The sequence below is a fragment of the Cylindrospermum stagnale PCC 7417 genome, assembly GCF_000317535.1.
In the GTDB taxonomy this organism is placed as follows: Bacteria; Cyanobacteriota; Cyanobacteriia; order Cyanobacteriales; family Nostocaceae; genus Cylindrospermum; species Cylindrospermum stagnale.
On record NC_019757.1, the window covers coordinates 5,138,214 to 5,151,253 of the forward strand.

General features: G+C 40.8%; 9 protein-coding genes. 7 read left to right on the forward strand and 2 right to left on the reverse strand.

Annotated features, from left to right (window positions below; genetic code table 11):
• The first annotated feature begins 31 nt into the window (after positions 1-31).
• The 3 genes from CYLST_RS21465 (at position 32) to CYLST_RS21475 (ending at position 3,260) form a co-directional block, all read left to right on the forward strand.
• Entirely contained in the window at positions 32-1,555 is a 1,524-nt protein-coding gene (locus CYLST_RS21465; protein WP_015209845.1) for an efflux RND transporter periplasmic adaptor subunit, read from the forward strand.
• Positions 1,556-1,623: 68 nt separating this feature from the next.
• A complete protein-coding gene (locus CYLST_RS21470; protein WP_015209846.1) occupies positions 1,624-2,796 on the forward strand; it encodes an ABC transporter permease in 1,173 nt (390 codons plus the stop codon).
• Positions 2,797-3,077: 281 nt separating this feature from the next.
• On the forward strand, positions 3,078-3,260 hold the full coding sequence (locus CYLST_RS21475) for a hypothetical protein (protein WP_015209847.1): 183 nt from the start codon (positions 3,078-3,080) through the stop codon (positions 3,258-3,260).
• 208 nt (positions 3,261-3,468) lie between these two features.
• On the opposite strand, the gene CYLST_RS21480 is transcribed toward CYLST_RS21475, so the two are convergent.
• Complete coding sequence (locus tag CYLST_RS21480; protein ID WP_015209848.1) at positions 3,469-5,625, reverse strand: polyribonucleotide nucleotidyltransferase; 2,157 nt, start codon at positions 5,623-5,625, stop codon at positions 3,469-3,471.
• Between the two features lie 430 nt (positions 5,626-6,055).
• Between CYLST_RS21480 and CYLST_RS21485 the strand changes: the two genes are divergently transcribed.
• From CYLST_RS21485 to CYLST_RS21500, 4 genes are all read left to right on the forward strand, one after another.
• The gene (locus CYLST_RS21485; RefSeq protein ID WP_015209850.1) at positions 6,056-9,283 is read left to right on the forward strand and encodes a DEAD/DEAH box helicase; all 3,228 of its coding nucleotides are present in this window, start codon (positions 6,056-6,058) and stop codon (positions 9,281-9,283) included.
• Complete coding sequence (locus CYLST_RS21490; RefSeq protein ID WP_015209851.1) at positions 9,280-10,131, forward strand: SWIM zinc finger family protein; 852 nt, start codon at positions 9,280-9,282, stop codon at positions 10,129-10,131. The genes CYLST_RS21485 and CYLST_RS21490 overlap by 4 nt, the downstream gene beginning before the upstream one ends.
• Positions 10,132-10,505: 374 nt before the next feature.
• On the forward strand, positions 10,506-11,045 hold the full coding sequence (locus tag CYLST_RS21495; RefSeq protein WP_015209852.1) for a DUF433 domain-containing protein: 540 nt from the start codon (positions 10,506-10,508) through the stop codon (positions 11,043-11,045).
• Positions 11,046-11,187: 142 nt separating this feature from the next.
• The gene (locus CYLST_RS21500) at positions 11,188-12,108 is read left to right on the forward strand and encodes a hypothetical protein (protein ID WP_015209853.1); all 921 of its coding nucleotides are present in this window, start codon (positions 11,188-11,190) and stop codon (positions 12,106-12,108) included.
• Between the two features lie 262 nt (positions 12,109-12,370).
• On the opposite strand, the gene CYLST_RS21505 is transcribed toward CYLST_RS21500, so the two are convergent.
• Positions 12,371-12,997 (reverse strand): Uma2 family endonuclease, encoded by a 627-nt coding sequence (locus CYLST_RS21505; RefSeq protein WP_015209854.1) that lies wholly within the window; start codon positions 12,995-12,997, stop codon positions 12,371-12,373.
• Positions 12,998-13,040: the final 43 nt, after the last annotated feature.

Sequence of the window (13,040 nt, forward strand, 5' to 3'; positions counted from 1 at the left end):
GTAGAACTTTGCAACTATAAATGGATTTGAAATGTTAGCTACAGAGCAGCAAGGTAAAAGTAAAAATAGATTCAAACCTGGAACTCGATGGTTAGCCTGGTCGGGTATTTTAACTTTTCTCAGCTTTAGTGGTTGGTTATTTTACATATCAAATTATGATAAATCTACTGATGCACCTGTAATGCCTATTATTACTGTTAATAGGGGCAATGTTGAAATTACAATTAATGAAAGTGGCATCGTAGAGATGGGGAATCAACAAAGCCTAAAATCTCCAGGAGAAGTTGCAGTAGAGCGTGTACTGGTAAAAGTTGGCGATCGCGTTATGTCTGGTCAGCAGTTGCTGATTCTTCGCAATCCACAGGAACAAACTAGCCTGACTGAGCAGGATTTACTAATTCATCAACAAGAACTTACCCTATTACGCAATCAGCAGAAAGTTGGCGAAGCAAAAGAAAAGCTGACTGCTGCTTACAAGGAAGCTGAAGAGCGGAATAAACAACAACAATTGCAGATTGAAAAACAGAGACTTAGCATAGCACGTAGCCGCCAAAAAATTATTGAAGCAAAAGAAAGGCTTGCTACCGACCAAAAGAAAGTTGAAAATTCTAAATTTTTAGCAGCAAAAGGTGTTATTTCTCGCAATGCTCTCCAACAAGAGTTAACAGCACTTAATCAGGCTGAGGCTAATTTGAGAGATGCAGAGTTGGAAGCCAGCACTCAAATAACTGAACTTCAGCGCCTAAGTCTAGAGCAACAACGCTCTTTAGAACAGCAAAATAACATTTTAACAGCTAGGTCAGAATTGCGAGAAGCTCAGTCAGCAGTTAATACTTCAAACCAAGAAATTCAACGCTTGCAAGTAGAGCGACAAAGGATCAAAAAGCGACAACAAAATAATATTGTGAATGCACCTATCACAGGAAAAATTCTTGACTTAAAAGTGAAAAATGGCGATGGCATCAAGTTTGGTGATGTTTTACTTACACTAGGCGATACCACAAAAGAAGAGGTGAAACTTCAGCTTGGGACACTTGAAGCTGCTAAAGTTCGAGTTAACCAACTGGCTCGCATCAAAGTTATTGGCCCCAATGCAAAAACATTCCTTGGAAAAGTGCAGAGTGTCTATCCTCAAGCGATTATTGCTTCTGAAGTATCAGCAGCTAGCCAATCAGCTGGGCAATCACCTCAAGCTAGAGTACCAGTAACTGTGCAGCTAAATAAACCAACTAACACTTTAATTCCCGGTAGTCAAGTCAGTGTGGAACTCGTTGTACAGCAACGTCAGAATGTAGTGACTTTAAAGTTAGAAGCAATTCAACGTTCTGAAGCCCAACCCTACGTTTGGATACAGGATAATCAAGGTAAAGCTCACAAACAGACTGTGACTTTAGGCGTAGAGGGGGCAACTACTGTAGAGGTAACATCTGGCTTAAAAGCAGGTGATAAAGTTATACTGCCTGCGCCAGAAATTGAACTGGAACCAGGAATGCCAATAATAGAAGGTTCATCAAATGACCAGTCCAACAGTCCTGCTTCACCCAACACCGAGTAAGTTACCTCTCCCTATCTAGAGTCCGTTACCCTTGTACTCCTAACTCCTTTTTTCTCCTGCTGCCGAATATGAGTCTTTCTCTCCAAGACCTTGTTGTCCTTACTATTAAATCATTACTCAGTAATCGATTGCGTTCTGCTTTAACTACTCTTGGCGTATTTATGGGTGTAGCGGCGGTGAATGCAACTTTTCAGGTAAGTAGTATTAGTCGTGCTGTAATTACTAAACAGTTGGCAGAGCGAGAAGCACCGCAAGCCTCTGTTTATATCTTAGAAGCAAAAGGTAGGCAACCAAAGTTGGAGGATATGGAGTTCCTACAAAAACGGATAAAAAATATTCAGGTAATTAGTGCTTACAATTATGTAATTTCTGAGCAAGTCGTCTTTCAGGATCGGACAAGTAAAGCTTTGATACTGGCTGTTTCTGAAAATTACTTGCTCACTTCTGGTAGAAAAGTGTTAAAAGGTCGTTTTTTTAATCCTACTGATTTCGTTAACTATCGACCAGTAGCAGTGATTGATAAATTCTTGGAAGAAAAAATTTTCTCCGGTAAAGATCCTATTGGTAAACTCATATTTACTTCAGGGAGATTATTTATGATTGTCGGAGTTATTGAAACTAAATTAAATATTGGAGAACAACCTCAAGGTAGTTTATTGATGCCCATTTCAACTTACAGTTCCATGACAGGTAGTCAAAGCATTGATGCAATTTCAATGCGTCCCTACAAGCTCAAAAATCTGAAGAACCTGGAAAAGCAAGCAACGCAATTATTAAAACAACGCCTTGCAGGCTCAGATATCTTTGGAGCAAATAATGTAGAAGATATTATTCAGCAGCAAGAAACTTTGGAACTGGCTACGCGGGGACTGATTGCTGTAGCAATGATTTCGCTGCTTATTGCTGGTGTTGGTATTGCTAATATCACAATAGCTGCTGTGATTGAGCGTACTGCGGAGATCGGTTTGAGACGAGCTATTGGCGCAACTAAGCTGGAGATACTACAGCAGTTCATTTTGGAAGCAGTAGTTCTAAGCTTAGTGGGAGGAATAGCTGCAATCATCTCAGTGCATGGATTGACGCTAGTAATTGCTGACACATTTAGCTTGCCATATCGATTTGAGAGCCAAACAGCCATGTTGTCTTTGGGTTCAGCTTTGCTGGTAGGTATGGGTGCTTGTCTTTTGCCTGCTATACGTGCTAGCCAACTTGATCCGGTTAAAGCTTTGCGTGAATCATGATTCTCAATATGCTCAGGTTGGTGAAATTTATTGGTTGAGGTTAGGAGGGTGAATGCAGGTATTGGAGGAGAAAGACTTCTAGTTTGAACGCCCTAAAATTTTTTGCAAGTTTTGGAATATTTTGCGCTTGGTGATCGTTCTAAGTAATAGAAGCTGCTTTGTTAATATCTGAAAGCAGAGCAAGCCGAAAATGCGATTAGCTTATGAGTTGTTTGCTTATCCTACATTCTGCGGATGTATGATCGCAAGTTTCGATAATTAACTTATTTAGGAGAATCAAGATGAATACCAAAGCTATTGCTTTTGCATTTGTATTAGGTATAAGTACATTTTTGAGTACTTGGCAGCAGCCAGCTCAAGGTGCGCGCGGAACTGAGATTACTTCTGGGGATAAAAATACCGCTTTCATTAATTTCCAGCATTTGGCACAAAACGATGACGGCGGTGATAACGGCGGTGATTAAAAAATCAACTACCCCATAACTTATTTTACCAGCGGTAAAATAAGTTATGGGGTGTCTCGTATTTTACTCGCTTACCTCCCCGGCTTGTAGAAGACCGGGCAATTATGCAAATTAGTTAAAGAATATACGGCGATGCCTTGATATTAGGCATCGCGGATTTTAGATTTGCGATTCATCCCTAATCCAAAATCTAAAATCCCCAATCGATTTAACGATTTACTGCTGCTGCTTCTCGCGCTGCAACCGCTTGGTCTGGGTGGATACCCAAACGTGTCAGATTAATCCGACCCTTATTGTCAATTTCGCGCACCTTGACAATCACCTCATCACCGACAGCGACTTCGTCCTCAACTTTGCCAACGCGGTAGTCAGCTAATTGAGAAATGTGAATCATGCCTTCCTTTCCAGGCAAAAATTCCACAAAAGCACCAATGGGTATAATCCGGGTTACACGCCCTACATAGACATCCCCTTCGTGCAGCTTGCGAGTCATGCCTTGGATGATGTTACGCGCTCTCTTCGCTTTGCTTTCATCCACAGCAGAAATCGTTACGGTGCCATCATCTTCGATGTCAATTTTTGCACCAGTTTCTTCGGTAATGCCCTTAATCGTCTTGCCTCCGGGGCCAATGACCAGACCGATCATGTCTGAATCAATCTTAATCGTCAACAGACGGGGAGCATAAGGTGAGGTTTCAGTCCGTGGGGTTTCGATAGTCTGGAGCATTTTCTCCAGAATATGTAACCGGGCTGATTTGGCTTGGTGGATAGCTTGGGAAATAACATCCAAAGACAAACCGGATATTTTCATATCCATTTGCAAGGCAGTAATTCCGGCATCTGTGCCGGCAACCTTGAAGTCCATGTCGCCCAAAAAGTCTTCAATGCCCTGAATATCGGTCAGGACTCTGACTTCGTCACCTTCCTTAATCAGACCCATTGCCGCACCACTAACGGGTTTGAGAATTGGGACGCCAGCATCCATTAGAGACAGGGTGGAACCGCACACCGAACCCATCGAGGTGGAACCATTGGAAGAAAGCACTTCCGAGACGACGCGGATTACGTAGGGGAATTGCTCTTTCGATGGTAGCACTGGCAGAATCGCTCGCTCTGCTAAGGCACCGTGACCGATTTCCCGTCTGCCTGGTGCCCGCATCGGCTTGGTTTCTCCCACGGAAAAAGGCGGGAAGTTGTAATGATGCAGGTAACGTTTGGATTGATCTAGTTGCATGTCGTCGTTGAGGTTTTGGGCATCTCCCGGTGTGCCGAGGGTGCAGGTAGATAAAACCTGGGTTAGTCCCCGGTTAAATAAACCGCTGCCGTGGACTCGCTTCGGTAAAACGCCAACTTGACAAGAAACAGGACGGACTTCATCCAGTTTGCGACCATCAACGCGAACGTTGTCTTCAACGATTTGACGCCGCATAAACTGTTTGGTAATCTCTTTAAAGGTATTACCAAGTGCTTTCTTATCAGCAGTTGCGGAAACGCGAATCGGGTCGTCTTCTGCTAGTTCAGTCAGTCCAGTAGCGATCGCATCCTTAACTGCATCCAAAGCAATATCTCGCTCAGGTTTGGTTAAATGAAATTGCGCCAGAATTTTCTTAATCTCACTGCTTGCGCGATCGCGGATATAGTTTGCCAGTGTCTGGTCTACCTCCGGCGGCGTTGCTTGCACTATTTCCAAACCCAATTCTGCCATTAGGTCTTGCTGCGCCTTGATTAAGTCCCGCACAGCTTCATAACCAAAATCAATGGCCTCGATAATGTCTCGCTCTGGCAGCTGATTGGCTCCTGCCTCTACCATGATTACACCATGCGGTGAACCTGCTACGATCAGATCCAAATCTCCGGCTTCAATTTCTGCATAGGTGGGGTTAATAATGAAATCATCTCCCACCAAGCCAACCCGTACTGCCGCCATTGGCCCATCAAAGGGAATTTGGGCAATCAGGGTAGCAATTGAAGCGCCAGTAACGGCTAGGACATCGGGTGGTACTTGCTCATCCATTGACATCGTAAAGGCAATAACTTGCAAGTCATCCCGCAACCATGAAGGGAACAGAGGGCGTAAGGGACGGTCGATCAGACGGCTGGTAAGAATGGTTTTTTCTGGTGGACGACCTTCACGCCGCATGATCCCGCCGGGAATCCTACCAGCTGCATATAGTCTTTCTTCGTAATCTACTGTGAGCGGAAGAAAATCAATGCCTTCTCTGGCTTGCGATCGCGTAGCTGTTACCAAAACAGCTGTATCCCCTGATTGTATCAGAACAGACCCACCAGCTTGGGGCGCTAATAGGCCAACCTTCAGTCGAATATCCCGTCCATCGAAGGATATTGACTTATCAACTTCTGCCATTCAGTTTTTTTTCCTTCTCTTTCGCTATTCTCTCTCTGTGGCAATCCTAACATTTATGCACTATGGCTGGCTTCTGTTACATACAAAGATCCACAACCATTAACCAGTCTGTTAACACATGCACTAACCACTTATCTGCTGCCTTTGTCGCTGAAGGTTAATTAACAGTAGGCAAAAAGCTAACAATTACTACTAATTACTTACATTTACCCCGGGGCGGACAAAGTCATTTTTTCCAGACTATGTTGGCATTTGACTGTAAAATATGATCATGCTACTAGGATTCAAAACAGAACTCAAAGTCAACAGGCAATTATATTTAAATTTAACCAAAGTTAGATTTTTGACCAAAGAAAAATTGGGAATTACTAAAAATAAAAAACAAGCAAGTTGAATGCTTTAGTTTGGCGCAAATCTGAGAACTTGAAAAATGGCAATTTTACACAGTAGTTGGTTACTAAAAAATCAAAATAGTTGTTTATTTGTGTGGGGAGAAACTTGGCGATCTTCTGAGGTAAATTCTGAGTCGATTGCGTCCAGAGATATACCACCACATCCCTTGGCAATGACGCCAGTTGAATTGAGTGAATGGTTGCACTTACGTCACAATAAACTTGCTAACTTCATCCAACAACCCCAAGTTCCTGTAAGTAGCGGGAGAGGACGCAAAAGTACAAGTGCTACAGAAAAAACCTTGCCGACACACTCCCAAATAATTGCCCTCCCAACTCATATCCCAGAAAGCTATGAATCCGGGAAAACAACAATTTCCCCAGTGCATTCTGTCACCTTAGATGTTGATGCAAAATCCCCACAATACCTTCACCCGTGGCGAGTAGAGGGCTTTTGTCTCAACCCCAGCGTAGCAATAAAATTTCTCGCTTCTATTCCCCTGAGTGCAGCTGACGGCGAAGACGCCCTTTTGGGAGGAGATTTGCGCTATTGGTCGCAGGTTGCCCGCTGGAGTTTAGACTTAATTTCACGGTCTAAATTTTTACCAACCATCCAGCCGCAAACAGATGGTTCTCTAGCTGCTAAATGGCAAGTCCTTCTAGACAGTGCTGTAGACGCTACCCGGTTGGAAAAATTTGCGGCGAAAATGCCATCAGCTTGTCGCACCTATCAAGATAGTCCTGAGTATTTTTCTTCTGACTTAGCAATCAATTTGCCAATACAACCTCAAGAATTACTTTTGGGCTTTCTCAACAGTACAATAGATGCCCAAGTGCGTGAGATGCAGGGTTTTCAAGCCCCAATCGAAACCAAGATAATGGCATCTTTACCATCTGCTGTGCGGCAGTGGTTGCAAGCCTTAACTAGTGAAACTAACACAGTCAAAGCAGATGCAATTGGAGTCGAACGGCTAGAAGCGGCGCTGAAAGCTTGGACAATGCCACTGCAATATCAACTAGCGGGAAAAACTCTGTTTCGCACCTGTTTTCAACTGCTTTCTCCAGCTTATGGGGAAACAAATTGGACATTGGCATATTTCCTCCAAGCGGCAGATGATCCTAATTTTTTAGTGGATGCGGCAACTATTTGGCAAAACCCGGTTGAGCAACTTGTTTATCAAAATCGCATAATTGAAGAACCGCAAGAAACGTTTTTGTGGGGTTTGGGGTTAGCTTCTCGATTGTATCCCGCGATATCACACAGTTTAGAAACCGAATCGCCCCAATCTTTTCACCTCACACCCATCCAAGCTTATGAGTTTATCAAATCAGTTGCTTGGAGGTTTGAAGATAGCGGTTTAGGCGTGATTTTGCCTCCGAGTCTAGCGAACCGTGAAGGATGGGCAAACCGTTTGGGTTTGAAAATTGCCGTCGAAACACCAAAGCAAAAACAGGGACGCTTAGGATTGCAAAGTCTGTTGAATTTTCAATGGCAATTGGCAATTGGTGGGCAAACAATTTCTAAAACCGAGTTTGATCGACTTGTAAAGCTGAATAGCCCACTGGTAGAAATTAACGGCGAATGGGTGGAGTTGCGTCCCCAAGACATCAAAACAGCCCAAGCCTTTTTTGCCTCCCGTAAAGACCAAATGGCACTTTCTTTAGAAGATGCCTTACGCATCAGTAACGGCGACACTCAGGTAATTGAAAAATTACCAGTAGTCAGTTTTGAGGCATCCGGGGCATTGCAAGAATTAATTGGGGCGCTAACTAATAATCAGTCCATTGAACCTTTACCCACCCCCGCCAGTTTCCAGGGGCAGTTACGACCTTATCAAGAAAGGGGTGCAGCTTGGCTAGCTTTCCTAGAACGTTGGGGATTAGGTGCTTGTCTCGCTGACGATATGGGTTTAGGAAAAACCATCCAGTTCATCGCCTTTCTCCTACACCTAAAAGAACAAGAAGCACTGGAAAACCCAACTTTGTTAGTTTGTCCCACTTCTGTTTTAGGTAACTGGGAAAGGGAAGTAAAGAAATTCGCCCCCACACTCAAAGTTTTACAATATCACGGTGATAAACGCCCCAAAGGTAAGACGTTTGCAGAAACAGCCAAAAAGTACGATTTAGTAATTACTAGCTACTCACTGATTCACCGGGATATTAAATCATTACAGAGCATTACTTGGCAAGCAGTTGTATTAGATGAAGCCCAAAATGTCAAAAATTCAGAAGCGAAGCAGTCCCAGGCAGTCCGACAATTAGAAACTACATTTCGCGTAGCATTGACGGGAACACCAGTAGAAAACAGACTACAAGAATTGTGGTCTATTTTAGACTTTATCAATCCCGGATATTTGGGCAATCGGCAGTTTTTCCAGCGTCGGTTTGCCATGCCAATTGAAAAGTATGGTGATGTGGCTTCTTTAAATCAATTACGTTCCTTAGTTCAGCCGTTTATTCTCCGGCGCCTGAAAACCGACCGCGCCATCATTCAAGACTTGCCAGAAAAGCAAGAAATGACAGTATTTTGCGGACTCAGTGCCGAACAAGCAACACTTTATCAACAATTGGTAGAAGAGTCTTTATCCGAGATAGATTCAGCAGCAGGATTGCAGCGCCGGGGGATGATTTTAGCTTTATTAGTCAAGCTAAAACAAATCTGCAATCACCCGTCCCAATATTTAAAAATAACCACATTAGAACAACATCATTCAGCCAAACTTCAGCGGCTAGAGGAAATGTTAGATGTGGCTTTAGCTGAAGGCGATCGCGCTTTAATTTTTACCCAATTTGCCGAATGGGGTAAGTTGCTCAAACCCCATTTAGAAAAACAACTAGGCAGAGAAATATTGTTTTTATATGGTAGCACCAGTAAAAAACAACGTGAGGAAATGATCGACCGTTTCCAACATGACCCCCAAGGGCCACCAATTATGATTTTGTCCCTGAAAGCAGGTGGAGTCGGACTAAATTTAACCAGAGCAAATCATGTATTCCACTTTGATAGATGGTGGAACCCTGCTGTAGAAAATCAAGCCACAGACCGAGTATTTCGCATTGGTCAAACCCGCAATGTACAAGTGCATAAATTTGTTTGTACTGGCACTTTAGAAGAAAAAATTCATGACATGATTGAAAGTAAAAAACAACTAGCAGAACAAGTTGTTGGTGCGGGTGAAGATTGGCTGACGGAAATGGACACAGACCAACTCCGTAATTTATTACTACTTGATCGCAGCGCCGTAATTGATGAGGATGCAGAATGACTAATCAAAACCCTTTAGGAACCCTACAAGCAAGTAGAGAATGGTGGTCACAACGCTGGCTAGATTTGTTAGATTCCTATCGTTTTAAAAAGCGTCTAGAACGTGCAAGAAACTATTCTCGCCAAGGGAACGTTTTGAGCATTGATTTTAAAGGTGCAAAAGTATTAGCTAGGGTGCAAGGTAGTGAAGTGGAACCTTATAAAGTTTCCCTTTCCCTTAACCCCTTTAGTGATGAAGAGTGGGGTTATGTAATTGAAAGTATGTCGAAAAGGGCAATTTTTGCCGCTAAGTTATTAGCAGGAGAAATGCCGCAAAATATCGAAGACGTTTTTACAAGTAACGGTCTTTCATTATTTCCTTTTACCCTATCTGATGTTCAGAGTAAATGCTCTTGTCCTGATAAGGTAAACCCTTGTAAACACGTCGGTGCAGTTTATTATCAGTTAGGCGATCGTTTTAGTGAAGATCCGTTTGTTTTATTTCAATTGCGCGGACGTACCAAAGAGCAAATTATCAGTGATTTACGTCAATTACGCAATGCTAAAAATGTAGAATCTCCCCAAAAAGAAACACCAACTGTTCAAAAGTCAATTCCTCAAAACCAATACTCAATAAAAATTGAATCTTTCTGGCAATATAATGAACCACTAGAGTCTTCTTTGGTAGTAATTGTACCTTCCGGTAGTGAAACGGTATTAGATGTATTAGGCACAATTCCCCTAGCTAAAGAAGAGGAAAATGGAGTAAATTCACCATCTAGTGATGTGGTAATGAAGTATTTGAATACAATTTATAAAGATGTCAGCCAGAAGGCTGTTTTAGCAGCAATGAATATAGGAAGCAGTTAAGTGGTTAGTTTAAAATTAAAAGTTATTAAAGCTGAATCATCCAGTTAAATCAAACATGGAATTTAAAACCAGAATTACAGCATAGTGCAGGTAAATGAGGTACAAATATAAATAATAAAACTATTGTAGGGTAGGCATCTTGCCTGCCCTTGTGTACCTCATTCAGCGGTTGTCTGTCATTGAATCCCTGACACCAGATCAAGAAACTTGTCAGCGCACTCTTGTAAATGCTAAAATATTCCCTAGACAGGGTATACTTTTCAGTAATTAACTTTCACAATTAAAAACTACAGTATAAATAGTCCTGAAAATCACCAGATGTTTAGGTTGTTATTCTACTTGTTGTGTATTTTAGTAATTGTGAGGTAACACTAATGCTTATGGAGACAATTTTCACACCTAACGAAGCAGCCGCATTTGTAGAGTTACCTACAAAAAAGGTTTACAAAGAGTTGGAATACAAAGTTTTACCTGTTTCTCAACCTTTACAACTTCCGTTTGCTGCATTGATATATCTTTGTGTTCTCAAGGATGTAAACTTTGAGTTTTCAGTTGATTCTCGAACACGTTTATATAAGCGTTTAGTAGAAGCTTTGGAACAAAAAGAAGCGACTATTGAAGTAGGAAAATTTTTTATCCTGCAACTCGGATTTATTATAAGAGAGTTGTCAGAAATGATTGCACGGTTTAATGCATGGAAAAATCGTTTAATCATTGATCCCAATATAATGGGTGGTGAAACAGTGTTTCCTAATTCTCGGCTAACTGTTCGCCATATTGGTGCAATACTTGACCGGGGAGAGTCGCCAGAGGTTATCCGCGAAGATTATCCTTACTTATCTGAGGAGGATATCAAGTTTGCTCAAATCTACATAAAAGCCTATCCCAGTGTTGGACGACCTAGAAAACATTAAACTTCTGATTTCTGTATGGTAAGGTTCAGCCTAACTTTATTATAGAGTTAAGCGTAATTACTTAAATTACGCATTATTATTGGCTTTAGGAAACTAAGGGGTATAATAAGTTATATGTGAAGCTCACAGCATTAAAAAAATAATGTTTAATTTTTTTAATTCTTACTTTTATCCCTATATACAGTCTAATTTAAATCCTGATTTAATAAGTTCCCTAGTAGCTAAAAGTATTTATGGTTTAGACCAATATATCAGACAAGATATTTGTGATGGTTGTATTGTAAATGAGCGAGATTATGTATCTACGCTTATGAGTTATACAAGATTACTTTTGCGTAATAGTCTATTGGCGAGAAATTTCATTCATTGTCAATCACAAATTTTATCTGATGATTTAGAAAAAGAGTTCGGATGTGATGCAATTATATTATTTCGTGCTGGCGATGCTGCGAAAATTTCTATGTTTGAAGCTAAGTATCCAAGATTGCAAAAATCTAGCTATACTTGGGATTATGAGCAAAAGAATCAATCTCATTTTCATGATCAGTTAACAAGACAAAGTCATTGGTCAGCATCAGCAGCTATATGGGAATTATTTATAAACGATTATGTACCGGGTCATTCCTTAAAGGGTTTTGATAAGTATGGTTCGACTTGCGTATGGCATCAAGATGCCTATCAATATAGCGAAAAAAATATTAAACCTTATTGCAATCCTAAAAATAAAAAACCCCACCTTTGGGATAATAATAATTTAAAAGAATGTGTAGAACAATTACCTTATAACCCTTTAAACTTGGAAGATATTTTAAATTCAATATTAAGTGGTAAGCAAGGAAAAACAATCTCAGTTATAGAAGATTCGATTACCATAGAATCTAGTAAAGGGAAAACTATAAAGATACCTGCCAGTGTAAATATGATAAGAGAAAATAAAAATTCTTTTTTTGAAGAAACGGGAATTAAGCATTTTTTATTTATTGAGATTTCAAATATTGAATTTAAGATAAATCCAGATGTAGATATATATGAAATTATAAATGGTAATGATATAGAGTTTTAATAAAAAAATTAATCATCCAAGTAGGTAGAGTAAGTTAGGTCGAAGGGTAAGACCCTACAAAAGTTTCTCTTATATCTTAATTCAACAAATTACTATAGCAATCCTATTTGAGTTGTGTATCCCTGACGGGAGCCGGAGGCATTACAGGATTTTTTTAACGAACCACAGAGACGCAGAGAGCGCAGAGGCAGAGAACAAAGAGATTTGGTGCCTACGGCACGCTACGCGAACACATCTTAATTTAGGATGGCTATATAAGTAATTAATTTGCACTCTTTACCCACTCCCGCACCGCCCGCCGAATTGCTCGTCTACCATTTGCCTGGTTTTGCTCAATTAAATTTGGTAATTCCCGAATTTTTAAACTTGGAAATACTAAACTTTTCTCTGACTCCACATATTCCCCATTTTGCAAAAGATAAATCTTCAATTCACCAGAGTCATAACACCAAATTTCCGGTACTCCCAAACGAGCATAAATTGAAAACCGATCTAAAGATTTACTAGTAACATCAATTTCTAAAGCTAAATCAGGAGGTGGATCTCGTCGTAAATCTAAATCTAACCTACCCCTAATTAATGCTTCATTCTGAAAATAAAAACAATCATCGGGTTCAACCCCTGCCATTTTGCGTTCTTGCTTCCAGGTGGTAGAACCCAAACTTTCATATTCTAAATTTAATTCTTCAGCGATATCTTCAACCGCAGTACTGATAACTTTTTTATAATATTCGTGTTCTGGTAAAGGTGTCATAATTTCCAAAGTCCCATCATCATAAGCAACTCTAGCAGCACGACTTTCTCCCAAATCTTGCAGAAGATTTTCAAATTGTTGCCAGCTAATGTTGTAAAGCATGACTCTATCAGCGCGATTTTGAGCAATTGTCATCTTCATAACTCCTTCAAAGAATAATCTAGAAAATCACCCTCAC

Bases quoted from the DNA above. Each gene is read 5' to 3' on its own strand.
- CYLST_RS21465 (WP_015209845.1), top strand. From the start codon at position 32: ATGTTAGCTACAGAGCAGCAAGGTAAAAGTAAAAATAGATTCAAACCT.
- CYLST_RS21470 (WP_015209846.1), top strand. From the start codon at position 1,624: ATGAGTCTTTCTCTCCAAGACCTTGTTGTCCTTACTATTAAATCATTA.
- CYLST_RS21475 (WP_015209847.1), top strand. From the start codon at position 3,078: ATGAATACCAAAGCTATTGCTTTTGCATTTGTATTAGGTATAAGTACA.
- CYLST_RS21480 (WP_015209848.1), bottom strand. From the start codon at position 5,625: ATGGCAGAAGTTGATAAGTCAATATCCTTCGATGGACGGGATATTCGA.
- CYLST_RS21485 (WP_015209850.1), top strand. From the start codon at position 6,056: ATGGCAATTTTACACAGTAGTTGGTTACTAAAAAATCAAAATAGTTGT.
- CYLST_RS21490 (WP_015209851.1), top strand. From the start codon at position 9,280: ATGACTAATCAAAACCCTTTAGGAACCCTACAAGCAAGTAGAGAATGG.
- CYLST_RS21495 (WP_015209852.1), top strand. From the start codon at position 10,506: ATGCTTATGGAGACAATTTTCACACCTAACGAAGCAGCCGCATTTGTA.
- CYLST_RS21500 (WP_015209853.1), top strand. From the start codon at position 11,188: ATGTTTAATTTTTTTAATTCTTACTTTTATCCCTATATACAGTCTAAT.
- CYLST_RS21505 (WP_015209854.1), bottom strand. From the start codon at position 12,997: ATGACAATTGCTCAAAATCGCGCTGATAGAGTCATGCTTTACAACATT.